The sequence below is a fragment of the Paraburkholderia strydomiana genome, assembly GCF_031456815.1.
GTDB classification, from domain to species: Bacteria; Pseudomonadota; Gammaproteobacteria; order Burkholderiales; family Burkholderiaceae; genus Paraburkholderia; species Paraburkholderia caledonica.
In genome coordinates this window covers 552,383-576,098 of record NZ_JAVDVL010000003.1, presented here as the reverse complement: position 1 = coordinate 576,098, position 23,716 = coordinate 552,383, and the positions used below count along the sequence as shown (strand labels likewise).

Sequence of the window (23,716 nt, the reverse complement as noted above, 5' to 3'; positions counted from 1 at the left end):
TCGCGCTTGCGCGTCATTTTCTCCACTTTCACAGCGGTGTCTGCCATCGTCGAATCCATGCAGCCAATCGTCTCAGTCACGAATCTGTCGAAAACCTATGCCAGCGGTTTTCAGGCGCTAAAAAACATCAATCTGGCGATCAACCGGGGAGAAATCTTTGCCCTTCTGGGGCCGAACGGGGCGGGCAAAACCACGCTCATCAGCATCGTCTGCGGCATTGTCAACGCGAGCGAAGGCAGCGTGACGGTCGACGGCCGCGATATCGCCGCCGACTATCGCGGCGCGCGTTCGCTGATCGGGCTCGTGCCACAGGAACTCACCACCGATTCGTTCGAAACCGTATGGGCGACCGTGTCGTTCAGCCGTGGCCTGTTCGGCAAGCCGAAGAACCCCGCGTATGTCGAGAAGGTGCTGCGCGACCTGTCGCTGTGGGAAAAGCGCGATAGCAAGATCATCACGCTGTCCGGCGGCATGAAGCGCCGCGTGCTGATCGCGAAGGCGCTGTCGCACGAACCGCGCGTACTGTTCCTCGACGAACCCACGGCGGGCGTCGACGTCGAATTGCGCCGCGATATGTGGAAGCTCGTGCGCTCGCTTGCGGCAAGCGGCGTGACGATCATCCTCACTACGCATTACATCGACGAAGCGGAGGAGATGGCTGACCGCATCGGCGTGATCAACGGCGGCGAAATCATGCTCGTCGAAGAGAAAACCGAGTTGATGCGCAAGCTCGGCAAGAAGCAGTTGACGCTGCAGCTGGAAACCCCGCTCTCCGCGTTGCCGGCGGCGCTCGCAGGCTACGGCCTCGACGTCGCGAAGGGCGGCAACGAGTTGATCTACACGTATGAAGGCGACGGCGGCCGCACCGACATCATTGCGCTGCTGAAGGCGCTCGACGACGCCAGCATCCGTTTCAAGGACCTGCACACCACGCAGAGTTCGCTTGAAGACATCTTCGTGAGTCTGCTTCGAGGTAACCAATGAATCTCTACGCCATTCGCGCGATCTACAAGTTCGAGATGGCGCGCACCTGGCGCACGCTGATGCAAAGCATCATCGCGCCGGTGATCTCCACATCGCTGTACTTTGTCGTGTTCGGTGCGGCCATCGGCTCGCGTATCAAGGAAGTGGACGGCATTAGCTACGGCGCGTTCATCGTGCCCGGACTGATCATGTTGTCGTTGCTGTCGCAGAGTATTTCGAACGCGTCGTTCGGCATTTACTTTCCGCGTTTCACCGGCACGATCTACGAGTTGTTGTCGGCGCCAGTGTCGTATCTGGAAATCGTCGTGAGCTACGTGGGCGCGGCGGCGACCAAGTCGATCCTGCTCGGGCTCATCATTCTCGCGACGGCGGGCCTGTTCGTGCCGCTGCAAGTGCAGCATCCTTTCTGGATGATCCTGTTCCTCGTGCTGACGGCGGTTACCTTCAGCCTGCTCGGGTTCATTATCGGCATATGGGCGGATAGCTTCGAGAAGCTGCAACTGGTTCCGCTCCTGATCATTACGCCGCTCACGTTTCTCGGCGGAAGCTTTTATGCGGTGAACATGCTGCCGCCGTTCTGGAAAGTCGTGACGCTGTTTAATCCGATCGTCTATCTGGTGAGCGGATTCCGCTGGAGTTTCTACGGTCTCGCGGATGTCAACGTCGAGGTGAGCCTCGCTATGACGGCTCTCTTTCTGGCCGTGTTTCTTGCGATCGTTGCGTGGATCTTCAAGACGGGTTACCGGCTCAAGAGCTGATTACTTCTGCTGATAAGAGAACGGCATGACGGCGCTCGCCGTCATGCCGTTCGCATGAGTTACTGCAACACCGCCCCGGTCTACGACACGTACGCTTTCGCAACATTGATCAGCTGCACGCGGTTGCGAACATTGAACAATTGCCGCAGACGCCGCAGGTGATAGTCGACGTTATGCGGCGACAGCCCGAGGAAGTACGCAATTTCCTTGTCGCGCTGCCCCTGAACCACCGCCTTCAGTACCGCGTGCTGCAACTCGCTCAGCGTGACGCGCTGCTGCTCGGGCGTCATGCCGATTACGCTTTTCGCGTGCGTCCAGATGAATTCATGAATCGTGTGCGCGAACATCAGCGTTTCCGCGACGATCGATTCGGTCATCCAGCGTGGATTGCCGATCTCCGAATTGAAGCACAGGCTCGCGCTCAACTCCGGCTCGGGCAGCGGCATCTGCGTGAGAATGCCGCTCTTCCGGCCGGTCTCCTCCAGCATGTCGATCAGGCCGCCGAGCCGCTCGCTGCGCATTTGCGCGCGCGGCAGGTCTGCGCGCATGTCGACCGTGTTCCAGAGGAACGGCATGCCGGTCGGCGAGGCCAGCGCCACGCGCGGATCGAGTTCGAAATAGCGCTCGCGGAAATAGCGCGTCAGCCAGCTTTGCGACTCGTAGCTCGTCAGCACGAACATGGTCTTGCGATGCGCGAACGTGCGCGTGGCCGTATAGCTGAACGAGTTGAAGCCCAGTTGCCTGATGCGTTGCCGCACGAATTCGATGCGGTCCTGCGCACTGCCAAAACGCACCAGCGGACTGATGACGGGCGCGCGCCGTGCGGCGGGCGCGGGCGTGCCGATCTCCTCCTCGGTGAAGAGGGTCAGGAAACCAGCGGGCGCCGCGCCTGTTGCCGCGCGGCTCGATACCATCGATGCGTCAGCCGCGTGGGCTGACTTGGCGGGCTGCCGCGTGCCGGCCGGGTAGGCCGGTTGTGCGGTGACCGCCGGGTTGTATGCTGCGGATGCATGGCCGGATTCGCCCTGCGGCGAACCGGTCAGCCAATGCGGCAGCGTATCGCATTCGTGTTCCATGAAACGGTAGCTCCGGCGTTCGAAACGCGTGAAAGACGACACCCTAATGATTAGCTATTTCCGAAAATTGCGGTAGCCGGTTCCTTGCTATCATTTTCGCGATCTTGCGCTGACAGCCGACCGGTAACGCGGGTGTGACAGAGTTCTCTCATTTGCATACGGCACCTCCTTGGGAATGGACGTGATGACACGAATTCCAAAGCTGACAACGACGCTTGCCTACGACCGCTACATGGCGGGCCAAAAACTGGTGTCGAGCGTGGATCGCCCGTGGCGGCACCTGGTGTTGCGCTCCTATCTCGAACCGGACGAGCAGGAACTGCTGGAAGCACCCGGTCTGCAAGACCTCACGCTGATGACGCTCGCGAGCGGCGCCGAGCATCTCGAGCGCAATCTGAACGGGCGCTGGGAAAGCGCCGACCTTCGAGTGGGCGACGTCTGGTACGTGCCGCCCGCGCCGGTCTCCTGGCGGTGGCGTTCGATCAGCGATAAGCCGCTGTCGACCGTCCATTTACATATTGAGCGCAGCCTGATCGACAGCGTGGCCGATCAGATGGAGCTCGACGGATCGCGCCGCGAGCTATCGCTCAGCGACGCAATGCGGTTCCGCGACCCGCTGGTCGCAGCCATGCTGAACGCATTGCACCGCGCCGCCAGCGATCCGGCCGACTCGCGGCTTTATGTCGATGCGCTGATCCACGCGCTTGCCGCGCATCTTCTTCAACATTATTCAGGCGGCCGGCAAGCGGGGACGGCGCGCCTCGCGCAGCCCGAACGGCTGGTACCGCGCCGGATCCGCCGCGTGACCGACTACATACGCGCGAATCTTGGCGCGGATCTGGCCATTGGCGATCTCGCCGCGCAGGCTGGTTTAAGCAGCTTCCACTTTGCCCGCGTGTTTCGCCGTGAAACTGGCGAAACCCCGCACCAGTACGTGACGCGCTTGCGGCTCGAACAAGCGGCGAAGCTGCTGCGTTCGACCGATCAGACGGTGCTGCAGATTGCAATTGCGGTTGGTTACGAGAATGCCAGTCACTTCTCCGTACAGTTCAAGCGCGATTACGGCGTCACACCGCTTGGCTACCGGCTGCGCGGCTGACAGGCGGATGGCGCGCCAGCAACGGCGGGCAAGTGGACAGTGTAGCCGTAGGCGGGGTTCCGGCAACGGCCGGTGAGAAACGGGGACCGCTGCACTCGCAGGTGCAAGCGACGCCCTCCGAAGCCTGGCGGCGCTGCGCCTTTCGTTCGCGCTTTGGGTTGGCGGCCAGTCGACTGCGCCGTGCAAGGGAAGGCTTAGCCGGAATGCCGTCTGTAGGAATCACGCACCTTTCGAAGTGTGCTGTGCATTGCGCGGCTTGCAAACTACGAACATTCGTGGCGCCACGGAGAGCGAATCTGGCACGGGGGTGCCGCCTCCACCCGCGCACGCTGCGATTGGCGCCGGGCGTTGCGGGTCGAACTGGCCTGACAGGCGGGTTGCGAACTGTATCTGTCTAAGCCTTGCACGGGACGACAGAATGACCGGCCCACGGCTTGGCCCGAGCCGCATCCGACCGACCATCCTCATCCTCACCTCACCGACTTACCGGATACCTAGCGATGACCCGACTTCGAATCACCTCCTGCGGCCACGTCTTTATCGCCGAAACGAATCCCGACGCGCCGCAAACCGTGGCCGCCTTCCTGAAGCTGTTGCCGTACCGGCAGAAGATCATCCATGTGCGCTGGAGTGGCGAAGGCTGCTGGGTGCCGCTCGGCGAGTTCAAGCTCGAGAACGACGGCGCGGTGGTCGGTTTCGAGAATCACACGAGCCATCCGTCGGTCGGCGACATTCTGTTTTATCCGGGCGGCTACAGCGAAACGGAACTCCTCATCGCCTATGGCTCGTGCTGCTTCGCGAGCAAGATGGGGCAGCTTGCGGGCAACCATTTCCTGACCATCGTCGAAGGCAAGGAGAACTTGCGCGAAGTCGGCGTCAAAGTGCTGTGGGAAGGCGCGCAAGACGTACTCTTCGAAAAGATCTGAGCGCTCCCAACATTTGGCACCGCGCCGCGACATTCGCAGCGCCACAGTTCTCTACTTATGAGCCAGCATTGACTGGCTCGTATTTCTTCCAGGCCGGTTCTCGGCCACTCTCAGCATTCCACTTAAAGCCGCTTAATTACGCAGATTCGGGATTAAGAAATTTGGCAGTTTTCGTCTGAATCGCATTATGCCTTTTAGCTAATTAAAGCTAAAAATTAGCTTTTAGGATTAATCGTATTCGCGAATCCTGGAGGCGACTGCACACTCGCGGTTTAAGCCTTGTTTGCCGGTTAATCCGGGGCGTCCTGAGTCTCTTTATTGCAAATAATACTTAGGATGACATAAGAAAATATTGGCAAAGATTAATCGATTCCGAGTGGGAGGAATGTTGAACAAGACCTATAAAACTGTATGGAACGAAGCGAGGCGCGTGTATGTGGCGGCGTCTGAAGCAGCGAAAAGCGGCGGCGCGAGATGCGCTTCGGTATGCCGGGCCGTGGCCGCTGCGAGCGCTGGTCTGGTCGGCGCGCTGGTGTTTGCGCAGCCGGCTGGCGCTCAGGAATGCGCGCCAGCCGGCTGCGCGAATGTGGCCGACGCGTTGTTCTACGATAGCGGAGCGCATGACATGGTGACGCTCGGCAACTCGGGCACTCCCGTCAAGCTGACCAACCTCGCGCAAGCTGCGCTGAACGCGAACAGTTCCGACGCGGTAACAGGCGCGCAACTCCACGCAACGAATGACGCGGTAGCGCAGAATTCGGCAAGCCTTTCCAGCCTTGCCAGCAACCTCGACAACGGCCAGATCGGGCTGGTTCGGCAGGACCTCGGTACAGGCAATCTCACCGTTGGCGCAGGCATTGACGGCCGTTCCGTGGACTTCAGCGGACTCGGCGGGGCGCGTGAGCTGGTCGGCGTTGCCGCGGGCACCGGAGCGCAGTCGGCGGTCAATGTGACGCAGCTCAAGCAGGTCGTGTCGACACTGGGCGGCGGCGCATCGGTCAGTGCGAGCGGCTCGACAGTCGGCCCGAGGTACTACGTGCAGTCTGCCACGCAAACCACCGTGGGCAACGCGCTTACTTCGTTGGACGCGGGCATCACGTCGCTGCAGTCGCAAATCGTGTCCGGCAGCATCGGCCTCGTCAAACAGGATCTCGGTACGCGCGACATCCTGGTTGGGCCGTCGTCTACAGGTATTCGGGTCAACGTAGCGGGCTTGAACGGCAACCGCACGGTCACCGGTCTGGCGCGCGGCGCGATCGGCGCGTCGAGCACCGACGCCGTGAACGGTGCGCAGCTGTACGGCAACGCGGCGAGTGTGGCCGCGGCGCTGGGCGGCGGGTCGGCGGTCAATGTAGATGGCACCGCAAAGGCCCCTGCCTACAACATCGGCGGAGTTACATATGGCGACGTCGGATCGGCCCTGGCGGCAGCAGTCACGACGAGCGTTGCAACCAGTACCGCGACGAGTACGGCGGCAGGTGCGAGCGCGATCGCGGCGGCCACCGCCAATTCGGTCCAATACGACTCTTCCGTGCACGACAGCATGACGCTCGGCAACGCCGGCGCGCCGGTTCGCGTGACCAACGTCAGCGCTGGGCAGCTCACGAGCGACAGCTTGGACGCAGTGAACGGCGGGCAACTGTTTGCAGCCAATCGGGCGATCGCGTTGAACAGCGACAACATCGCGACCCTCGACGGGCGCGTCGGCGCCAACACAACGAACATCGCCAATCTCGATCAGCGCGTGAACGTGAACACAACGAAGATCGCCGGGCTCGACACGCGCACCACCACGCTCGAGGGCAACCTCACAAACGTTGCGAACCAGATCACGAACGGCGAGATCGGGGTCGTCCAGCAAGACCTGGTGTCGCGCATCATCAGCGTTGGACAGAATACGAATGGCGCACGCGTCGATTTTGCGGGCACCGGCGGCGCACGCCAATTGACGGGCGTCGCGGCGGGCCGCACGGACACGTCGGCGATCAACTTCGCGCAGTTCAGTCCGGTCGTGGCCGGACTTGGCGGCGGCGCACAGATCGGTATCGACGGTTCGGTGATTGCTCCGTCGTATCACGTGCAAGGCAGGACGCAGAGCAACGTCGGCGATGCGCTCGGCTCGCTCGACAACGGGTTGACCACCTTGCAGCAGAAAGTCGAGGTGGGCGGCATTGGCCTCGTAACGCAAGATCCGGCCTCGCGCGTCATTCAGATCGGCGCGTTGGCGGACGGCCGGGCAATCAGCGTGGCGGGCACGCTGGGCAATCGCGTGGTGACCGGCGTCGCGCGGGGCTCGCTAAATGCGGCGAGTACTGAGGCGGTCAACGGCTCGCAACTCTTCGCGCAGGCGGCGAGTACGGCCACGGCGCTAGGCGGCGGCTCCACGGTGAATGCCGACGGCTCGATTAGCGCGCCGTCGTACAGGGTGGGCGGCCAGGTGGTGAACACTGTCGGCGGCGCGCTCAGCAATCTCGATGGCCGCGTCACGCAGAACAGCGGTGATATCGCCGGCTTGCAAAGCGCGGTCGGCCGCATCGGCGGAACGGTCGCAAACGCACTTCAGTACGACAGTTCGGCCCATGACAAGGTGACGCTCGGCGGCATATCGGCTAGTGCGCCAACGGTGCAGTTGACCAACCTGAAGAACGGCGAGGTCTCGGCAACCAGCAGCGACGCGGTCACCGGCTCGCAGCTGTGGCAAACCAACCAGCAGATCAGCAGCATCGACAAGAGCGTCAAGAACTATGCGGCCACTGGCAACGCCTACATGGCCGTTAACAGTTCCGCGGAAGCTCCGCAGGCGACCGGAAACGGTTCGCTGGCGTTGGGCGGCGGCGCGAAAGCATCGGCTGCAAACACGGTCGCGCTTGGCGAAGGGGCGGTCGCGGATCAGCCGGATACAGTCTCCGTAGGCTCGTCGGGCAACGAGCGACGTATCACCAACCTCGCGCCGGGACAGGCGGCGGGCGACGCCGTCAACATGCAGCAGTTCCAAAGCGGCATGGGGAATCTCGCCCGGCGCGCCTATGCCGGAACGGCTTCGGCAATGGCGATGAACATGGTTCCCGAAGTCGATGCGACGAAGAACCTCGCAATCGGCGTGGGCACAGCGGGCTACATGGGGTATCAGGCGGTGGCGGTAGGCCTGTCGGCGCGCGTCGCGCAGAATTTCAAGGTGAAGCTGAGCGCGGGCATTAGCTCGGTGACGACCTCGGTGGGCGCCGGCGCCGCGTATCAGTGGTGAGAAGGTGAAGCCAGGCGGCGAGAGGTGCCGGTGGCGGGCACCCCACCGTGCAAACGGCGGGGTGCGGGTGCGGCTTACTGGAACAGTTTCATCGCTTGCGCGAGCGTGTTGTACACGCCCCACGCAAGGGGAACCATCACATACAGCCAGAATACGGCGAGCTTGACCTTGTTGGTCGGGTGTACGGGTTGAACGGTCGACATGCGAGTCTCCTTATGCGCCCTTGGCGACTTGTGCGTCGGTCATGTGATGCTTGTCGTCCACACGCTTGACCAACAGATTGCAGATGAAGCCGATCACCAGCAGCACGGCCATGATGTGAACCGTCATCGTGTAGGCGTCGGCTTTTGCCACGCCGTGCGCGACTTCATAGGCGCGGATGTAGTTGACCAGCACCGGGCCCGCAACGCCAGCCGCGGCCCACGCGGTCAGCAAACGTCCATGAATGCCGCCGACGAATGCCGTGCCGAACATGTCGGCGAGATAGGCGGGCACCGTCGCGAAGCCGCCGCCGTACATCGTGAGGATGATGCAGTAGGCCAGCACGAAGAGCGCCATCTGACCGGACGCGGCGAAGCTCGGCACCAGGAAGTACAGCACCGCGCCAAGCACGAAAAAGATGAAGTAGGTGTTCTTGCGACCGATCCAGTCCGAAGCCGATGCCCACACGAAGCGGCCACCCATGTTGAACAGCGACAACAGGCCGACAAAGCCGGCTGCGGCGGCCGCCGTCACGGTGCCCTTGAAGCTTTCCTGGATCATGACCGAAGCCTGGCCGAGAATGCCGATGCCTGCAGTGACGTTCAGGAACAGCACGAGCCAGATCAGATAGAACTGCGGCGTCTTCAGGGCCTCGTCGATGTGCACGTGGTTGCGCGTGATCATCTTCTGCTGCGAGGTTTGCGGCGGGGTCCAGCCTGCCGGTTTCCAGTCTGCCGGCGGCACGCGAATGGCCAACGCGCCGATCGACATCGAGATGAAGTACACAATGCCGAGCACGATAAACGTTTCAGCTACGCCGATGCTCGTTGCGCTGCGGAAGTGATTCATCAGCGCGACGGACAGCGGCGCCGCGATCATCGCGCCGCCGCCGAAGCCCATGATCGCCATGCCGGTCGCCATGCCGCGGCGGTCCGGAAACCAGCGGATCAGCGTCGACACCGGCGATACGTAGCCCAAGCCGAGCCCGATCCCGCCGATCACGCCATAGCCGAGATACAGCAGCACGATCTGGTGCAAGTACACGCCCAGCGCGGAAATAAGGAAGCCGCCGCCGAAGCAGCAGGCAGCCGTGAACATCGTGCGACGCGGGCCGACGTGTTCGAGCCATTTGCCGGCGAACGCCGCCGACAGACCGAGGAATACGATCGCCAGCGAGAAAATCCAGCCGAGAGAGGTCAGCGACCAGTCGTCCGCAGTGGATTGCGTGATGCCGATAACCTTGGTCAGCGGGCCGTTGAACACGGAGAACGCATAGGCCTGGCCGATACAGAGATGAACGGCAAGTGCCGCGGGCGGAACCATCCAGCGCGAAAACCCGGGTTTTGCGATGGTGGCTTCCTTGGAAAAGAATGGCGCGGAGCCTGAATTGTGCTGCGGCTCGGTGATACTGCTCATGGTCGGTCTCCCGGAAAGCGAAGTCTTTGTTATCGGCGCATCAGACCGAATGCTTTAGTGTTGGCGGCGTAAAAATTGCTACGGGATGCTGGTTCATATATGCGGCTGGGCTTCATATGAACGCGCGCAAATTTCGCTGGAAACTTGCTTGGTCGAACGATAGGGCGGCAGGCCCGGGTTGGCAATATGAGATAGAACTGCATAAGGCATTGCCCGAGGAAATGCGACGGAGATCTGTCACATCGCGGCAGCCAACGAGTCAACTTGAGGTACGGCCTACCGAAGAAAGCCGTTCAACCACGTGGATAAAGTAAAAAAAGCCGGCGGTGGCCATCGCGCCACGCCGGCTTTTTTAACTGCGGTCGGTCGTTCAGACAGTGCGCCCGGTTTTCATCTTCGCAGCGACTATCACGGAAATCAGGCAGCCGATCGCGAGATAGCCCGCCACCGGATGCCACGAACCGCCGGCAAAACTGACCAGCGCGACCGCGATGAACGGCGTGAAGCCGCCGCCGACCACACTCGCTACCTGGTAGCCGACACCCGCGCCGCTGTAGCGATATTCGGTGCCGAAGAGTTCGGTGAACATCGGCTGCTGAACGCTTACCACCATGTCGTGCGCGATGTTCGCGAGCATCACGGCGAACACGACGATCCATACGGTGGAGCGGGCTTCGAGAGCAAGGAAGAACGGCACCGCGCTGAACATGCCGACGAGCGCGCCGACAATATAGACGCGGCGGCGGCCGAAACGGTCGGCGAGCATTGCAAAGAGCGGAATCGTCACGCAGCTCACGGCGCCGACGAGCAGGCCGATCGTGAGGAAAAATTCGCGCGGCATGTGAAGATTCGCCGTCGAGTAGTTGAGTGCGAACGCGGTCACGATGTACATCGTAAACAGCTCGGCAAGACGCAGCGCAATGATCAGCAGGAACGCCTTCGGATGACGCAGCAAAGCTTCGACAATCGGCAGCCGCACACTGCGCTCGCCGCGCGCGCCGACTTTTTCGACGAACTCCTGCGACTCTTCCATGCTGGAGCGAATCCACATCGCGATCAGCACCAGCACCACGCTGAACAGGAACGGCAAGCGCCAGCCCCAGCTCATGAACGACGCGTTATCCATGGAGCGGCTGATCAGCGCGACGAGGCCCGTCGCCAGCACGAGGCCCACGCCGTAGCCGACCTGCACGCCGCTGCTGTAAAACGCCTTTTTCTTTTCCGGCGCGCTTTCGACGGCCATCAACGCTGCGCCGCCCCATTCGCCGCCGACCGCAAAGCCCTGAATCGCGCGCAGCGTGACGAGCAGCACCGGCGCGAGCCAGCCGATCGTCGAAAACGACGGTAATAGGCCGATTGCAGCGGTAGAAAGGCCCATCATCATGACAGTGAGCACTAACATGCGCTTGCGACCGAGCCTATCGCCAAAGTGGCCGAATACAAAGCCGCCGAGCGGGCGGAACAGAAAGCCGACGCCGAATGTGGCGAAGGCGGCCAGCGTGCCCATTGCCGGGCTTACCTTCGGAAAGAACTCGGCGTTGAAGACCAGTGCTGCAACAATCCCGTACAGCAGGAAGTCGTACCAGTCGACGACGGCGCCGACAAAGCTGCCGAGCGCCGCTTTGCGTGCCCGGTTGCGCGCCGCGCGATTGTCGGCCACTGCGGCCGGCGAGAGGGTGGTGCTCATACGGTCTCCTTGGATTCTCGAAACGACTGCCGACCGGCGCCGTCGCGGCGTATGCGGGCGAGGCTGATCGGTTGCACGATGTGCGGAAGATTAATACGAGGCAGGCGCCAAACGATCCGCACTTCGGCGATATTGCGCGATCATCGGACGCTGCTGCGCGCATAGCGCGCGTTTTCCGCGTATACACGGAGCGGCGCGAGTTCAATTGAAGGGCAGGCGGGACGGAGCGGTGCGTGCTACCGTAAGAGGTGATGTGAAAACAACAGTCACTGATATACTACATACCGAATATTGATTTTTGCGGCGATGCAGCATATGATTGAGTCATTCGTTCACTCAATCATTTGGAGCTATAAATGGAATTTGTTCCTCTCTCGCTGCTGGCTGCCGCTGTTGTTGGCTTGGGCTCTGCCGCCACCGTTCTGCTGGCCCGCTGGATTCCGCAGCCGGTCGCACAACTCGCAGCGCAACATGGCCGCTTCATCGGCCTTGATGAGCAGCGCGCGGAAGCGGCGGTGCCTTATCGTATGCATGTTCAACAAGAGGCGATGAATGTCGTCGGAACTTCAAACTGAAGCAGTGGCAACACCTTTGACATTGTCTTTACAGCCTATCGGCGCAAGCGCGAGCTTGCGCGATCAGGCTTACGCAATGTTGCGTCAGGCTATTGCCGACGCGGACATCTACCAGACTCGGGATGAAATCCGTCTGGACGAGCGCGTGCTGAGCGAAACGCTCGGAGTAAGCCGGACGCCGGTGCGCGAGGCAATGACGCTGCTCGAGCAGGAAGGCTTTCTGCGCATGGTCCCACGTCGCGGCATTTACATCGTGCGCAAGAGCAAGCGCGAGATCGTCGAAATGATCCACATGTGGGCCGCGCTCGAAAGCATGGCTGCCCGTCTCGCGACACAGCGCGCTACAGACGAGGAAATCGCCCGCCTGCGGCACATGTTCGACAATTTCCGCGACGCGACGCCGGCCGAGCACATTGCCGAGTATTCGGACGCGAACATCGCCTTTCACCAGGCGATCGTCGAGTTGTCGAAGTCGCAGATCATTCTCGACACCATCAAGAATATTTTTATCCACGTGCGTGCGATCCGGCGCATGACGATCTCGCAGAGCGATCGCGCTTCGCGGTCGATCGTCGACCATTTACGCATCATCGAGGCGCTGGAAAAGCGGGACACGGAACTGGCCGAACGTCTCACGCGTCAGCATTCGCTCGACCTGGCGGCGTTCGTGGAAAAGAATTGCGATTTTCTCGACTGACAACTTAAGTTAGACGAGGCCGCTGCCAGCGGCCTTGCATCAGTAGCGAAAAGCCCGCGGTGTTCGCACGCCGCGGGCTTTTTTCATTTGGCGCGTGGCGCGTAGGGAAACACCGCGCTTGACGGCTTGTGAAATGTGGTATGTGATATATCAACAGTGAGCGTTTATGAAGTCCGCTCAGTGTTTTCCCTCGAACCGGTGTTCGGGACGAGCCGCAATAAGCGGCAATCGCTTGTCTCGTAAGGCTCTGCAGGGAAATGCAGATGTTGAAAAGGCCGTTGGATAACTCTTGCCTCTCGTTGATATATCACATACCGTATGTGGAGAGGTCGGGATAAAACGCGAAGGCGAGTCCCGGAACGGGGCATCAGTCGATAACCGTTACAGAACCACCAAGCAGCAGTCTTTCATGGGACCGGAGTAAGCGCTCACGCGTAGACCTCCATCGATGCCAAAGCATGGGACCGGACCGAGCGCAAGAGCGCAGGCTCCGGTCGACACACAGGAGACGACCATGTCTGCAGTTGTTTCATCCCTGAACCCAAGCACAGCCAGCACCACAGCCGAAGACACGCTCAAGCAGAAGACGCGCAACGCGGGCGTCGTCTCGGGCGGCCATCTGGTCGCGAAGGCGCTAAAAAACGAAGGGGTCGATACGATCTTCACGCTGTGCGGCGGCCACATCATCGACATTTACGACGGTTGTGTGGACGAAGGGATTCGCATCATCGACGTGCGTCATGAGCAGGTCGCCGCGCACGCGGCAGACGGCTATGCACGGCAGACCGGCAAACTCGGCTGCGTGGTCACCACCGCGGGGCCCGGCTGCACGAACGCGGTGACAGGCATCGCGACCGCGTTCCGCTCGGAGAGCCCGATTCTGCATATCGGTGGACAGGGAGCGCTGACGCAACACAAGATGGGGTCGCTGCAAGACCTGCCGCACGTCGACATCATGGCGCCTATCACGAAGTTTGCCGCCAGCGTGTCGAGCACGGAGCGGGTCGCCGACATGATCTCGATGGCCGCGCGCGAGTGCTTCAACGGCGCGCCCGGTCCGGCATACCTTGAAATTCCGCGTGACGTACTCGACCGCGAAGTCGACCTCTCGCGCGCGGTCGTGCCGCAGCCGGGTCACTATCGCGCGTCGACCAAATCGATTGGCGACCCGCGCGACATCGAGAAACTCGCGGATATTCTCGTCAATTCCGAGCGCCCCGCGATTCTGTACGGACAGCAGGTGTGGACCGCGCGCGGTCATGAGGAAGCGATCGCGCTGCTACGCGGCCTCGACATTCCCGGCTATTTCAACGGCGCGAGCCGCGGGCTGCTGCCGCCGGGCGATCCGCATCATTTCGACCGCACGCGTTCACAGGCGTTTGCCAATGCGGACGTACTCATTGTCGTCGGCACGCCGTTCGATTTTCGCATGGGGTATGGCAAGCGCATCAGTAAAGAACTGACGCTTGTGCAGATCGACATGGACTACCGGACCGTCGGCAAGAACCGCGATATCGACCTCGGGCTGGTCGGCGATCCGGGAGCGATCCTCGCCGCTGTATTGCAAGCCGCAAGCGGCCGCCTGAAGGATGACAAGCGCCAGGCACGCCGTAAGTGGATGGCGCAGTTGCAGGACGCCGAAGCGACGGCAACTGAAAAACTCATGCCGCTCTTCAAGTCGAACAGCACGCCGATTCATCCGTATCGCGTGGCTTACGAGCTCAACGAGTTTCTCGCCGACGACACCGTTTATATCGGCGACGGCGGCGACGTCGTGACGATCTCCGCGCAAGCCGTTCGTCCGCGCCGTCCTGGCCAATGGATGGACCCGGGCGCGCTCGGCTCGCTCGGTGTCGGTACCGGATTCGCGCTCGCAGCCAAGATCGCGCACCCGCAGAAGGAAGTGCTCTGCTACTACGGCGACGGTTCGTTCGGCATGACCGCGTTCGACATGGAAACGGCGAACCGCTTCGGCGCACCGTACCTCGCGGTGATCGGCAACAACTCGGCGATGAACCAGATCCGCTACGGCCAGCTCGCGAAATACGGCGACGAGCGCGGCAATGTAGGCAACCTGCTGAGCGACGTGCCCTTCAGCAAGTTTGCCGAAATGCTCGGCGGCCACGGCGAGGAAGTGCGCGACCCAGCGCAGATCGCAGGCGCATTGCAGCGTGCACGCGAAGCAATTCATCGCACGGGGCGCTCGGCTGTCGTCAACATCTGGGTCGACCCGCGCGAGTACGCGCCGGGCACGAAGAACCAGACCATGTACAAGTAATACGGATACCTTAGGAGACACGACATGGGCAAAGCACTCGACGGCGTGCGCATTCTCGATTTCACGCATGTGCAATCGGGCCCGACATGCACGCAATTGCTGGCGTGGTTCGGCGCGGACGTGATCAAGGTGGAGCGAGCCGGAGCAGGCGACATCACGCGTGAACAACTGCGTGACATTCCGGACGTGGACAGCTTGTACTTCACGATGCTCAACCATAACAAGCGTTCGGTCACGATCGATACGAAGAACCCCGAAGGCAAGCAGGTTCTTGAAGCACTGATCCAGAAATGCGACGTGCTGGTGGAGAACTTTGCGCCGGGCGCGCTCGATCGCATGGGTTTTACCTGGGAGCGCATTCAGGAATTGAACCCGCGCATGATCGTTGCGTCGGTGAAAGGCTTTGGCCCTGGTCCATATGAGGACTGCAAGGTGTACGAGAACGTCGCCCAATGCGCGGGCGGTGCGGCATCCACCACGGGCTTCGACGACGGCCCGCCTGTCGTGACCGGCGCGCAGATCGGCGACAGCGGCACGGGGTTGCATCTCGCGCTCGGCATTGTCACCGCGCTTTATCAGCGCACCCAAACCGGCCGGGGGCAGCGCGTACTTGCCGCCATGCAGGACGGCGTGCTCAATCTGTGCCGTGTGAAACTGCGCGATCAGCAACGGCTCGAACGCACCGGCGTAATGAAAGAGTATCCGCAGTATCCGAACGGCAAGTTCGGCGAAGCGGTGCCGCGCGCGGGCAATGCGTCCGGCGGCGGTCAACCCGGCTGGATTCTGAAGTGCAAAGGCTGGGAGACCGATCCGAACGCATACATCTACTTCATCACGCAGGCACCGGTGTGGGCGAAGATCTGCAACGTGATCGGCAAGGAAGAGTGGGCCACCGACCCCGACTACGCGACGCCCGCCGCGCGTCTGCCGCGCTTGAAAGATATCTTCGCGGAGATCGAGCGCTGGACCATGACCAAGACCAAGTTCGAGGCCATGCAGATCCTCAACAAGTACGACATTCCGTGCGGGCCGATTCTTTCGATGAAGGAGATCGCGGAAGAGCCCTCGCTGCGTCAAACCGGCACGATCGTCGAAGTCGATCATCCGACGCGCGGTAAATATCTGACAGTCGGCAATCCTATCAAACTGTCCGACAGTCCCACCGAAGTCAAGCGCTCGCCGCTGCTTGGCGAACATACCGACGAAGTCATGGCTGAACTGGGTTATTCACCCGAACAGATCAGCGCATTGCGTACCGCCGGCGCCATCTAGGCGCATTAGAAAAACCGTAGTGCAAGCCGCCCGCCGCTCGCCATTCAGGCGAGCGCGGTGCCGGGCGGCGCCTTTCGAACCCGCATTGGAGACGGCAGGACATGGCATACGAAGACACGCTCTCACTGAAAGAACGCGGCACCGCCCACACGCCCGACGGCCACGCGCAGGTCGCCAACAAGGACGTCGTGCGGCATATTCTCGATCACGCCAAAGCGGAAGGCCGCACCTCGCTCACCGCGCCGGAAGGCAAGCTCGTGTGCGACGTCTACGGCATTTCGGTGCCGAAAGAAGCGCTCGCCACGACCGCGGCCGAAGCCGCGCAATTTGCGACCGAGATCGGCTTCCCGGTCGTGCTGAAGATCGTTTCGCCCGAAATTCTCCACAAGACGGAGGCGGGCGGCGTGCTCGTCGGCGTAAAGAATGCTGCCGACGTGGTGCAGGGCTTCGCGACGATCATGGAGAACGCAAAGCGCTATAACGCGCAGGCGAACCTGCTCGGCGTGCAGGTGCAGCAGATGATCGGCGGCGGCCAGGAGGTGATTGTCGGCGCGGTCACCGATCCGTCATTCGGCAAGCTGGTGGCGTTCGGCCTTGGCGGCGTACTCGTCGAAGTGCTGAAGGACATTACGTTCCGCCTCGCCCCGGCTACACGCGACGACGCGCGTTCGATGCTCGACGGCATTGCGGCAGCCGAGATGCTCAAAGGCGTGCGCGGCGGCGAGCCGGTCGATCGTGAGGCGCTCGCGGGCTTGATTGAAAACGTGTCGCGGCTCGTATCCGACTTCCCGGAGATATCGGAGCTGGATCTGAACCCGGTGTTCGCGAGCAAGCGTGGCGCGATTGCCGCCGACGTACGGATCGTGCTCGACTTCGAGCCGCCAGTCGAGCGCTACCGGCCGAGTCAGGAAGACATCGTGCGGCAGATGAACCGCATCATGAAGCCGGATCGCGTCGCTGTCATTGGCGCGTCGGCGGAAGACGGCAAGATCGGCAACTCGGTCATGAAGAACCTGATCAACGGCGGCTATCAGGGAGAGATCTATCCGATCCATCCCAAGGCCGACGAGATCATGGGACGCAAGGCTTATAAGAGCGTGCTGGACGTGCCGGGCGATATCGACGTTGCCGTATTCGCGATTCCGGCAAAATTTGTCGCCGGCGCTCTGACGGAAGTCGGTAAGAAAGGCATTCCCGGCGCGGTGCTGATTCCCTCAGGTTTTGCGGAAACGGGCAACGTGGAGGGCCAGCAGGAAATCGTTGCGATTGCGCGCGAGTACGACATTCGCCTGATGGGCCCGAACATTTACGGCTTCTACTACACGCCGAAGAATCTGTGCGCAACGTTTTGCACACCGTACGATGTGCAGGGCAAGGCGGCGTTGTCTTCGCAGTCCGGTGGCATCGGCATGGCGATCATCGGCTTCTCCCGTTCGGCGAAGATGGGCGTGTCGGCAATCGTAGGTCTCGGCAACAAGTCCGATATCGACGAAGACGACCTGCTGACCTTCTTCGAACAGGACGAAAACACCGACATCATTGCGCAGCATTGCGAAGACCTGAAAGACGGTCGCGCATTCGCGGAGACGGCGGCGCGCGTCTCGAAGAAGAAGCCAGTGGTGGTGTTGAAAGCCGGCCGCACGAGTCTCGGTGCGCGCGCTGCGAGTTCGCACACGGGCGCGCTTGCAGGCAACGACCGCATCTACGAAGACGTGTTCAAGCAGTGCGGCGTGATACGCGCCCGCTCTCTACGCGACCTGCTGGAATTTGCGCGAGGCATTCCGAAACTACCCACGCCGAAGGGCGAGAACGTGGTGATCATCACCGGGGCGGGCGGCTCGGGCGTGCTGTTGTCCGATGCTTGCGTGGACAACCGCCTGTCGCTGATGACCATGCCGGCCGATCTCGACGCCGCGTTCCGCAAGTTCATTCCTCCGTTCGGTGCCGCAGGGAATCCTGTCGACATCACAGGCGGTGAGCCGCCGTCGACGTATCAGAACACGATACGCCTCGGCCTCGAAGATCCGCGCATTCACTCCATCATTCTCGGCTACTGGCACACGATCATCACGCCGCCGATGGTGTTCGCGCGACTCGTTGTCGAGGTGAAGGAAGAGATGAAAGCGCGCGGCATCGAGAAACCGATCGTCGCATCGCTCGCGGGCGACGTGCAGGTGGAAGAGGCGGCCGAGTACCTGTATGCGCATGGTGTTCCCGCGTACGCGTATTCGACGGAAATTCCTGTCGCGGTGCTGGGTGCGAAGTATCAGTGGGCGCGCGGTGCCGGGTTGATCTGACCTGACGCGTAAAACAGGAGGCGGCACGGTTTTCGTCGCGATGAGCGACGAAGATCGTGCCGAAGCGCTCAAGGAGCGGCATATGGATACGTGGATGCGTTTCATGTCGAACGACGGCGGTGTAGTGTTCGGCCGCGTCGAAGGTGCCTACCTGCACGAGTACGAAAGTCTCGATCAGCCGGTGCCGACCGGCGTGGTGTTGTCCACGCGCGCACTGACGCCGCTCGCACCTTGTGCGCCCGGCAAGATCGTCGCGCTGTGGAATAACTATCACGCGCTTGCCGCAAAGCTCGAGAAGCCGGTGCCGACGCACCCGCTGTTTCTGTTGAAACCGGCGGGCTCAGTGATCGGCTCCGATGAGCCGATCCGCCGCCCAGCCAGCTACGCGGGCAAGATCGTCTATGAAGGTGAGCTGGGCATCGTGATCGGCCGGCGTTGCCGGGATGCCGACGTCGAAGAGGCCGCTCAGGCGATCTTCGGCTACACGCTCGTCAACGACGTAACCGCTGCGGATCTGCTCAACGAGAATCCGCATTTTCCGCAATGGTGCCGCGCCAAGGGCTTCGATACTTTCTGCTGCATTGGCCCGGCGATCGTCTCGGGCTTTGATTGGCAAAGCGCGAATCTGGTGACGATGCTCGACGGCGTCGAGCGGCAGAACTATCCGCTCGCCGACATGGTGTTTTCGCCGGCCGAGCAGGTGAGCCTCATTTCGCGAGACCTCACGCTTGAACCCGGCGACGTCATCGCATGCGGTACGTCGATAGGCGTGGGCTCGATCAAGGACGGGGCGACGGTGTCGGTTTCCATCGACGGGATCGGCACGTTGCGCAACACACTGAACGCGGCACGCGCGGCCGGTTCAGAGACGCCGAAACCAGGCGTCGTAGCGGGACTCGTTTGAACGGTGGGTCGGTCCGCGGGCCACGAGCGCGCGGAGTTGCATCGAGAACACGAAGGAGCACGCGTGTCGCAAGCGTCAGACAGTACCGTGTGGCTGGGGATGTTCGTACCGTTGACGGCGACGCTCGCCGGGCTGTTGGCTTGTGCGCTCGGCTCGGTGCTTGCGGCGCTCGGGCAATTGCCGTTACACGGACTGCCTGAGATGCTGCGGCCCTTGCCGCGGATGCCGATTCATCACTCGCGCTCGCGGTCGTGCTCGAATGTGGCGTCCGGAAGTCAGCCTTGCTGGCGTGCCGCCGCGTTGGCCGCCACCGTTTCCGGCGTATTCGCCGCGGGCTTGGGTGCTGGTGTCGCCCATATTTGCGCGGCAGTTGCAGGCGCCCTTGCCGGTGCGCAGCTCGCGCGTCGGCGCAATCTAGCAGCACGGCAGCCCGCGCTCGTCGCGCTGGTGGCGAGCGGCATGGGCTTGGCGATCGTGGTCGTCGGCGTTGTCCGTTATTTATCGCCGCCATTGTCGTTACCGTCGTCGATCGAGGCGGTCTTGGAGCGGATCGAGCTTTGCATGGCCGTGTTCGCCGGCGCGTTGATCTTCGCCACATCGGCGATTGCATTCTGCAAATTGCGCGGTGTGTTGCCGCTTCGTGTGGCGGCGCGTCGGGGCCACGACATCGTCAACGTCGCTGCGTTTCTGTTATGTGGATGGCTCGGCTACGGGTTCGCGACTGAAGCGGTACAGCCGTTCGGACTCGCCGCGCTGCTCGCAATCAGCGCGCTTGCATCGTCAATAGGCGTGCATGCGATGCTCAGTCGCGAGTATTCCGAGCGTTCCGGGTATTCCGAGCGTTCCGGGTATTCGGAGTTTTGCGAGTGTCCGAACGTCCACGCGCATGCCCATGCCGCGCGCGGCGTTCGCAGCATGGCTGTCGCGATGGACTGGCGACATGACGCACAGCCGGAAGAGATTCGTGAAGCGTGGGACGCCGGCATGGTGCGCGCGGCAGCATACCGTCACCGTCGAGGCTGGCATAACAGCGGCAACGGGCAACCGCACACTCGCGCATCTGCGGCGCGCCGCCTGCCCAACCGATTCCCGGTAAGCCGACAGCCATGAAGCCCGCCACGATGAAAGCACAGACCTCGACGGCCTATCTGTCAGCAGAGGGAACGAGAACCACAGAGTCTCTACGCGGCGGGAACATGTTCCCGCCGTGCCGCTCATTCGCCAGTGGCGGCAAATTCGCTGTAGTACTGCGCTTTCTTCTGGAGGATCAGTTGAGCGAGGAAATCGGCGTCATAAGCGCGGTGAAGATGCGCGTGAAAGCGCTCGATGAAAGCGGTGATGCGAGCGGCTTCGCTGTTGAACTCGCTAAGAATGTCGAGCGTGGCGTGGTCCCAGCGAAAGCGCAGACCCAGATCGCTGAACGCGGCGTTGTAGGCGCTCAGATGCGGGTCGTTGGGATGATCGGCGGTAGCGCGGGTTGTACGTGCGCTGGCATGAGTCGCAACCGAAGCGTGGTTCATGATCGGCCTCCTGGGCTGACAAGTGATGGAACTCGCTTGCAGCATAGAAGTACTGATCGATTTGCAATAGTTAAAGTTTTATTGGATTTCCATAGGCTATTGCTTATACACGCTCAGTTCCTTCACCCGAGTGATCTTCTCGATGAGGCTCGCGCCTTCTTCCATCAGGAAGCGCTTGAACGCCACGGCAACGGGCGGCAGACGCTTGTTCTTCCGATGAACGACATACCAGTTGAGCATGACCGGGAAGCTTTCGACATCGAGCACGACCAGGTGGCCCAACTGCAACTCGAGACTGATCGTATGCGCGGACAGAAATGCGATGCCCATGCCGGCAATGACCGCCTGCTTGATTGTCTCGGTGCTCTTGATCTCCATCGCGATTTTCAGATTGGAGAGGCGACCGGCGAAGCCCTCCTCCATGGAGTTCCAGGTGTCCGAGCCGCGCTCACGTACGATAAATGCCTCGTTCGCCAACTGGCTCATCCTGATGTTGCGCTTTTGCGCGAGCGGGTGCGTAGGCGCGGCCACGATCACGTACGGGTGCGGCGCGAACGGCTCGTTCGTGGCGTCCATTTCATGCGGCGGGCGCACCATCACCGCGAGATCGGTCTGATTGGTCGCGAGCTGATGCAGCAACTCCTCGCGATTGTGCACCGCAAGATTCAGCACGACGCCCGCGTAGCGCCGCGTGAACTCCGCGAGCAGTCGCGGAAAAAAGTAGTCGCCGGCGCTGATGACCGCCACATTCAGCTTGCCGCCGGAGACGCCTTTCAACTGGCTCATGGCTTCGTCGACTTCGTGAAACTGCTGAATGATCGCGCGGCTGTAGTGCAGCATTTCGGTGCCGGCTGGCGTGAGGTAAATCTTCTTGCCCAGCTGTTCGAAGAGCGGCAAGCCGGCGTGCTCTTCGAGCTGACGAACCTGTGTGGAAACGGCGGGTTGCGTGAGGTGCAACTCCTCGGCGGCGCGCGAAAAGCTCAGGTGGCGCGCCACGGTCTCGAATACCTTCAACTGCCGGAGCGTGGCATTGCGCATCGTCATGGCCGATGTATAAGCAAACGTGAATCAACATAATAACAAACTTTAATTATTAGTAATTCAGCAATGACCCTAGCATGAGTTTGTAAAGAAAAACGAAGCTGCCGGCCTCACACTCGGGTTAACGCTTGGATTCAGGCGTGGCGGGACCGATAGGGGATCGGCGGAAAGCAGCAGAAAGGATTGGTCGGAATTAAGAACTTCCCAAAAGGCGATGATTAATTCGCTAATTAAAAGGAAGCGATTTAAAGACGCAGAGATTAAAAATTCCCGAATTGCAAGGCTTTTCGGGTCATAACGATAAGGCGGGACACATACAGCACGGCGCATTGGCCGGCTGCACTAAATAATTGCGGAGACAAGGCACATGGACGATATCACTCAACAGACCACGGCCCGCGTATTCTGGGCGAACCGTTGGTGGCAGCTCGTCATCGGCATGGTGTGCATGGCGTTGGTGGCGAACCTGCAGTACGCGTGGACGCTGTTCGTCGCGCCGATGGACGCGCGGCATCACTGGGGCCAGGCCTCGATTCAGATGGCGTTCGCGATCTTCATCCTTACGGAAACCTGGCTCGTTCCACTGGAAGGCTGGCTCGTCGACAAGTTCGGTCCACGGCCAGTGGTGGCAGGCGGCGCGGTGTGCGCGGGCATTGCATGGGTCATGAATTCGTACGCGACGACCTTGCCGATGCTTTACGTCTCCGCGGTTATCGCCGGGATTGGCGCGGGCGGCGTGTACGGCACCTGCGTGGGCAACGCTTTGAAATGGTTTCCCGACCGCCGCGGCCTTGCTGCGGGCCTGACCGCGGCCGGCTTCGGCGCGGGCGCAGCAGTGACGGTGATTCCGATTGCGAACATGATCACCCGCTCCGGCTACGAGCACACGTTCTTTTTCTTCGGTATCTTGCAGGGCGTCGCGATTCTGCTGCTCGCCATGCTGCTGGTGAAGCCTGTGTTGCGCAAGCATGTGCCCGCAAAGAAGAAATTCGCGGTGTCGAAGGTGGACCTCACGCCCGGCCAGATGATCAAGACGCCAGTGTTCTGGGTGATCTACGTTTCGTTCGTGGCGGTGGCTGCCGGCGGCCTGATGGCAACCGCGCAGATCGGCCCGATCGCAAAAGACTGGGGTCTTGCGCGCATTCCCATGACGATCTTCGGCGTTACGCTGCCGCTGCTGACAGCCACGCTTTCCATCGACAATATCTGCAACGGCTTCACGCGTCCGCTGTGCGGTTTCATCTCCGACAAGATCGGCCGTGAAAACACGATGTTCGCGATCTTTATCGGCGAAGGGCTCGCGTTGCTCGGCATGATGGAGTACGGCACGAACCCGTATGCGTTCATGACGTTTGCCGCGCTGATCTTCCTCTTTTGGGGCGAAATTTTCTCGATCTTCCCGGCAATCTGCGCGGACACGTTCGGCAGCAAGTACGCGGCGGCGAATGCCGGCACGCTTTACACGGCGAAGGGCACGGCTTCGCTGCTGGTGCCGGTCGCGTCGGTGTTGTCGGCAACGGGTGGATGGAGCCTCGTGTTCACTGTTTCGGCTGTGATTACGATTGCCGCCGGCGTGTCCGCGAAATTCATTCTGGCGCCGATGCGCTCGCGCTGGATCCACTCGCAGGACGAGCCCCAGCCGGGCGTGCTCGCCGTCGCGGGTAACGGCAAAGCCTCGCGGCTGAGCCACTGGCCCGAGCAAACCGGCGAATAGGCTGCCGAGCCGTTCGCGGCCGGCCAT

The 23,716-nt window shown here is 61.4% G+C and carries 19 protein-coding genes; 13 read left to right on the top strand and 6 right to left on the bottom strand.

From position 1 onward, the window contains the following. Positions 1-57 precede the first annotated feature (57 nt). Positions 58-984, top strand: coding sequence for an ABC transporter ATP-binding protein (locus J2W46_RS12135; protein ID WP_310353973.1), 927 nt, complete (start codon positions 58-60; stop codon positions 982-984). Further along, positions 981-1,742, top strand: coding sequence for an ABC transporter permease (locus J2W46_RS12130; RefSeq protein ID WP_020068034.1), 762 nt, complete (start codon positions 981-983; stop codon positions 1,740-1,742). The genes J2W46_RS12135 and J2W46_RS12130 overlap by 4 nt, the downstream gene beginning before the upstream one ends. Before the next feature lie 80 nt (positions 1,743-1,822). On the opposite strand, the gene J2W46_RS12125 is transcribed toward J2W46_RS12130, so the two are convergent. Next, positions 1,823-2,818, bottom strand: coding sequence for a helix-turn-helix transcriptional regulator (locus tag J2W46_RS12125; RefSeq protein ID WP_027804632.1), 996 nt, complete (start codon positions 2,816-2,818; stop codon positions 1,823-1,825). Between the two features lie 175 nt (positions 2,819-2,993). On the opposite strand from J2W46_RS12125, the gene J2W46_RS12120 reads away from it, so the two are divergent. The 3 genes from J2W46_RS12120 (at position 2,994) to J2W46_RS12110 (ending at position 8,087) form a co-directional block, all read left to right on the top strand. Further along, positions 2,994-3,917 carry an AraC family transcriptional regulator gene (locus J2W46_RS12120; RefSeq protein ID WP_193610991.1) on the top strand — a complete coding sequence of 308 codons (924 nt, stop codon included), beginning with the start codon at positions 2,994-2,996 and terminating at the stop codon, positions 3,915-3,917. A 500-nt stretch (positions 3,918-4,417) separates the two neighbouring features. Beyond that, positions 4,418-4,843, top strand: coding sequence for a DUF3830 family protein (locus tag J2W46_RS12115; protein ID WP_027777418.1), 426 nt, complete (start codon positions 4,418-4,420; stop codon positions 4,841-4,843). A 385-nt stretch (positions 4,844-5,228) separates the two neighbouring features. After that, positions 5,229-8,087 carry a YadA-like family protein gene (locus tag J2W46_RS12110; RefSeq protein ID WP_310353966.1) on the top strand — a complete coding sequence of 953 codons (2,859 nt, stop codon included), beginning with the start codon at positions 5,229-5,231 and terminating at the stop codon, positions 8,085-8,087. A 74-nt stretch (positions 8,088-8,161) separates the two neighbouring features. Here the strand turns inward: J2W46_RS12110 and J2W46_RS12105 are convergent, their stop codons facing one another. From J2W46_RS12105 to shiA, 3 genes are all read right to left on the bottom strand, one after another. Then, complete coding sequence (locus J2W46_RS12105) at positions 8,162-8,290, bottom strand: MFS transporter small subunit (protein WP_020068039.1); 129 nt, start codon at positions 8,288-8,290, stop codon at positions 8,162-8,164. Between the two features lie 10 nt (positions 8,291-8,300). Then, complete coding sequence (locus J2W46_RS12100; protein ID WP_310068820.1) at positions 8,301-9,704, bottom strand: L-lactate MFS transporter; 1,404 nt, start codon at positions 9,702-9,704, stop codon at positions 8,301-8,303. Positions 9,705-10,074: 370 nt separating this feature from the next. Further along, a complete protein-coding gene (gene shiA / locus J2W46_RS12095) occupies positions 10,075-11,391 on the bottom strand; it encodes a shikimate transporter (protein ID WP_310353962.1) in 1,317 nt (438 codons plus the stop codon). A 356-nt stretch (positions 11,392-11,747) separates the two neighbouring features. Here shiA and J2W46_RS12090 point away from each other — a divergent pair, with 356 nt between their 5' ends. The 7 genes from J2W46_RS12090 to J2W46_RS12060 all read left to right on the top strand — a co-directional run bounded on the left by J2W46_RS12090 (position 11,748) and on the right by J2W46_RS12060 (position 20,524). Continuing rightward, on the top strand, positions 11,748-11,966 hold the full coding sequence (locus J2W46_RS12090; protein WP_020068042.1) for a hypothetical protein: 219 nt from the start codon (positions 11,748-11,750) through the stop codon (positions 11,964-11,966). Beyond that, positions 11,944-12,663, top strand: coding sequence for a GntR family transcriptional regulator (locus J2W46_RS12085; RefSeq protein WP_027777423.1), 720 nt, complete (start codon positions 11,944-11,946; stop codon positions 12,661-12,663). The genes J2W46_RS12090 and J2W46_RS12085 overlap by 23 nt, the downstream gene beginning before the upstream one ends. A 514-nt stretch (positions 12,664-13,177) precedes the next feature. Further along, positions 13,178-14,941, top strand: a complete 1,764-nt coding sequence (locus tag J2W46_RS12080; RefSeq protein ID WP_020068044.1) for a thiamine pyrophosphate-binding protein — start codon at positions 13,178-13,180, stop codon at positions 14,939-14,941. 24 nt (positions 14,942-14,965) lie between these two features. Next, positions 14,966-16,213 (top strand): formyl-CoA transferase, encoded by a 1,248-nt coding sequence (gene frc, locus J2W46_RS12075; protein ID WP_020068045.1) that lies wholly within the window; start codon positions 14,966-14,968, stop codon positions 16,211-16,213. A 101-nt stretch (positions 16,214-16,314) separates the two neighbouring features. Then, positions 16,315-18,510, top strand: coding sequence for an acetate--CoA ligase family protein (locus J2W46_RS12070; RefSeq protein ID WP_020068046.1), 2,196 nt, complete (start codon positions 16,315-16,317; stop codon positions 18,508-18,510). Between the two features lie 82 nt (positions 18,511-18,592). After that, positions 18,593-19,414, top strand: coding sequence for a fumarylacetoacetate hydrolase family protein (locus J2W46_RS12065; RefSeq protein ID WP_310354153.1), 822 nt, complete (start codon positions 18,593-18,595; stop codon positions 19,412-19,414). 63 nt (positions 19,415-19,477) lie between these two features. Continuing rightward, positions 19,478-20,524 carry an NAD(P)(+) transhydrogenase (Re/Si-specific) subunit beta gene (locus tag J2W46_RS12060; protein ID WP_310353957.1) on the top strand — a complete coding sequence of 349 codons (1,047 nt, stop codon included), beginning with the start codon at positions 19,478-19,480 and terminating at the stop codon, positions 20,522-20,524. Between the two features lie 104 nt (positions 20,525-20,628). Here J2W46_RS12060 and J2W46_RS12055 read toward each other — a convergent pair whose 3' ends face one another. Together J2W46_RS12055 and J2W46_RS12050 are read right to left on the bottom strand one after the other, a co-directional pair. Continuing rightward, complete coding sequence (locus J2W46_RS12055) at positions 20,629-20,934, bottom strand: hypothetical protein (RefSeq protein WP_131320457.1); 306 nt, start codon at positions 20,932-20,934, stop codon at positions 20,629-20,631. A gap of 96 nt (positions 20,935-21,030) precedes the next feature. After that, positions 21,031-21,978: a LysR family transcriptional regulator gene (locus J2W46_RS12050; protein WP_027777430.1), complete on the bottom strand. Its 948-nt coding sequence runs from the start codon at positions 21,976-21,978 to the stop codon at positions 21,031-21,033. A gap of 364 nt (positions 21,979-22,342) precedes the next feature. Between J2W46_RS12050 and oxlT the strand changes: the two genes are divergently transcribed. Then, complete coding sequence (gene oxlT / locus J2W46_RS12045; RefSeq protein WP_020068051.1) at positions 22,343-23,689, top strand: oxalate/formate MFS antiporter; 1,347 nt, start codon at positions 22,343-22,345, stop codon at positions 23,687-23,689. Positions 23,690-23,716: the final 27 nt, after the last annotated feature.

Coding starts and splice junctions, on each gene's coding strand:
- J2W46_RS12135 (WP_310353973.1), top strand. CDS start 58: ATGCAGCCAATCGTCTCAGTCACGAATCTGTCGAAAACCTATGCCAGC.
- J2W46_RS12130 (WP_020068034.1), top strand. CDS start 981: ATGAATCTCTACGCCATTCGCGCGATCTACAAGTTCGAGATGGCGCGC.
- J2W46_RS12125 (WP_027804632.1), bottom strand. CDS start 2,818: ATGGAACACGAATGCGATACGCTGCCGCATTGGCTGACCGGTTCGCCG.
- J2W46_RS12120 (WP_193610991.1), top strand. CDS start 2,994: ATGGACGTGATGACACGAATTCCAAAGCTGACAACGACGCTTGCCTAC.
- J2W46_RS12115 (WP_027777418.1), top strand. CDS start 4,418: ATGACCCGACTTCGAATCACCTCCTGCGGCCACGTCTTTATCGCCGAA.
- J2W46_RS12110 (WP_310353966.1), top strand. CDS start 5,229: ATGTTGAACAAGACCTATAAAACTGTATGGAACGAAGCGAGGCGCGTG.
- J2W46_RS12105 (WP_020068039.1), bottom strand. CDS start 8,290: ATGTCGACCGTTCAACCCGTACACCCGACCAACAAGGTCAAGCTCGCC.
- J2W46_RS12100 (WP_310068820.1), bottom strand. CDS start 9,704: ATGAGCAGTATCACCGAGCCGCAGCACAATTCAGGCTCCGCGCCATTC.
- shiA (WP_310353962.1), bottom strand. CDS start 11,391: ATGAGCACCACCCTCTCGCCGGCCGCAGTGGCCGACAATCGCGCGGCG.
- J2W46_RS12090 (WP_020068042.1), top strand. CDS start 11,748: ATGGAATTTGTTCCTCTCTCGCTGCTGGCTGCCGCTGTTGTTGGCTTG.
- J2W46_RS12085 (WP_027777423.1), top strand. CDS start 11,944: ATGTCGTCGGAACTTCAAACTGAAGCAGTGGCAACACCTTTGACATTG.
- J2W46_RS12080 (WP_020068044.1), top strand. CDS start 13,178: ATGTCTGCAGTTGTTTCATCCCTGAACCCAAGCACAGCCAGCACCACA.
- frc (WP_020068045.1), top strand. CDS start 14,966: ATGGGCAAAGCACTCGACGGCGTGCGCATTCTCGATTTCACGCATGTG.
- J2W46_RS12070 (WP_020068046.1), top strand. CDS start 16,315: ATGGCATACGAAGACACGCTCTCACTGAAAGAACGCGGCACCGCCCAC.
- J2W46_RS12065 (WP_310354153.1), top strand. CDS start 18,593: ATGGATACGTGGATGCGTTTCATGTCGAACGACGGCGGTGTAGTGTTC.
- J2W46_RS12055 (WP_131320457.1), bottom strand. CDS start 20,934: ATGAACCACGCTTCGGTTGCGACTCATGCCAGCGCACGTACAACCCGC.
- J2W46_RS12050 (WP_027777430.1), bottom strand. CDS start 21,978: ATGACGATGCGCAATGCCACGCTCCGGCAGTTGAAGGTATTCGAGACC.
- oxlT (WP_020068051.1), top strand. CDS start 22,343: ATGGACGATATCACTCAACAGACCACGGCCCGCGTATTCTGGGCGAAC.